Genomic DNA, 2,095 nt, shown 5'->3' on the forward strand with positions numbered 1-2,095 from the left:
TCCAGGGTCATCAGCAGCGTCCCCAGGTCCCGGCGCTCCCGCTTCAAGCCCTCCAGGGCAACGCGGACCTCCCCCAGCTTGGCAAAGCCCGCCTCCTGGGCCTCCAGGTAGAAGGTGATCCGGGACCGGCCCGCCATATGGCGCTCCAGGTCCTCGTCCACATAGTCCCAGTAGTCGTGGTTATTTTCCAGGAAGTCCTGGAACTCCTCCTCGTCCTCAATCATCACGCCGTCCACGTCCAGTCCGGACAGCATCGCCTGGACCGTGTCCAGCCCGGCGTGGTTCGTGTCGATGTGTACCTCCAGCCAGCGCATGTCAAACCGCCTTTCTACCGGTTCTCACCGTTCTCTTCCAACGAAGAACAGCGTCATGACTCCCGCCCCGGTATGGCTGCCGATGACGGGGCCCACGTAATGGATATAGACCTCCCGCACGCCCAGGCGGCGGCGGACCTCCTCCGCCACAAACTCGGCGTCCTCCCGGCAGTCCCCGTGGCTGATGAACACCGGGTAGCGCTCCGGCTCCACGGCGGTTTTCTCCATGTGGTCCACCAGGGCCAGCAGGGAGGCCTTCCGCCCCCGGCATTTCTCCATGGGGATCAGCCGCCCCTGGCTGTCCACATGGAGCACGGGCTTGACGGAGAGCATGGTCCCGAACAGCGCCGCCGCCGCGCTGACCCGGCCGCCCCGCTTCAGGTGGTTCAAATCGTCCACGGTGAACCAGTGGCAGATGTTCCCCTTGGCCCCCTCGGCAAAGTCCAAAACCTCCTCCAGGGTTTTCCCCTTCTTCTTCTCCTGGGCGCAGAGCCAGACCAAAAGGCCCTGTCCCATAGAGGCGCAGAGGCTGTCCACCACCCGGACCTTCCGCTCCGGGAAGGCCTCCTCCAGCTCTCTTCCCGCAATGACGGCGGACTGGTAGGTGGTGGAGAGGGCGGAGGAGAAGCACAGGCACAAAATGTCCTTCCCCGCCTCCAGAATGGGCCGCATGGCGGCGTCGAACTCCCCCACGTTGACGGCGGAGGTCACCGGCATGGCCCCGGAGCGGACCTTGGCGTAAAACTCCTGGAAACCGATCTCGCCGCCGTCCAGCAGGTTCCGGTAGCTCCTGCCCTCCAGCTCCAGCCGCAGGGGCAGCACCTCCAGCTCCAGCTCCGCCGCCAGCTCCGCGGAGAGGTCGCAGCAGCTGTCGGTCATAATGACGTAGTCGGACATGTTCACTCACGCTCCTTTTCTTTTTTGCCCTTGGGGGGGCCCTTCCGCTCCCGGAGGAGGGCCACGCAGCGGCTCCCCGCCACGCCGGCGGCGTAGCTCAAAAGGGAGAAGTGGATGGCGGCGTCCGCCAGGGCGGCGCCGTCCAGCTCCTGGTCCCCCAGCCGGGCGGCCAGCTCACCGGCGGTGATGTTCAGCGCCTTGTCCAGGCTCTGGCAAAAGGCGCCGTACCCCTCCCGCACCGGCCGGTCCTGAAGCTCCTCCCGGATCAGAAGATCCATGTCCCGGGTGGACATGACCCGCTTTAAGACGCAGATGGCGGTGAAGTAGGCCAGGTGTTCCCGGCCGTACTTCTTCCCCTCGGCCCGGGGGGCCAGCCCGCTTTTCGTGTAGTTGTTCACCATGGCGGCGGTGAGGCCGTCGTCTCCGTCGAAGCGGATAACCTGCCGGTCCATGTAGGAGAGGACCTGATCCATATACAAGGAGAAGTCCGGCAGCTGGTCCCAGCCCACAGGGCGCTGGTCCTGGAGGCGGGAGAGAAGGTCGGTCAAATCGTTCATGAGTCGTCCTTTCTTGAAGCTCCGTTTTCTTCACAGTTAAAAAGCCGCCCGGCGGGGCCGGGCGGCTCGCAATGGTTATTGTAACACCAGGACGCGGTTTTGTAAACCATATTTTGGGGGATTGGAAATCCATTATACCCCCATTCACGCATTCTGGCTGAATCTGGCTGAAATTGAAATCGGCATTCTTTCCAGGCAGTGCCTGTCCCAATCCCTGTCCTCTTTTGAGCTTATGGCTCATCAGGTCAATGCGTGGACTTTACACAGGAATGTTGTTTGCTCTACTGTCCATTGGAGATTTTCTACCGCTGACGCCAGGTGCAAGTT

General features: G+C 62.8%; 2 protein-coding genes and 1 pseudogene. All 3 read right to left on the bottom strand.

Annotated features, from left to right (window positions below):
• Positions 1-314 (bottom strand): annotated as a pseudogene (locus JX325_RS15750) (50S ribosomal protein L11 methyltransferase); the annotation flags it as partial.
• Positions 315-338: 24 nt separating this feature from the next.
• Positions 339-1,211, bottom strand: coding sequence for a DegV family protein (locus tag JX325_RS15755; RefSeq protein WP_204792001.1), 873 nt, complete (start codon positions 1,209-1,211; stop codon positions 339-341).
• A gap of 2 nt (positions 1,212-1,213) precedes the next feature.
• The gene (locus JX325_RS15760; protein WP_204792002.1) at positions 1,214-1,768 is read right to left on the bottom strand and encodes a DUF1836 domain-containing protein; all 555 of its coding nucleotides are present in this window, start codon (positions 1,766-1,768) and stop codon (positions 1,214-1,216) included.
• Between the last annotated feature and the right edge of the window lie 327 nt (positions 1,769-2,095).

The organism is Oscillibacter sp. CU971 (assembly GCF_905219725.1).
GTDB lineage: Bacteria > Bacillota > Clostridia > Oscillospirales > Oscillospiraceae > Oscillibacter.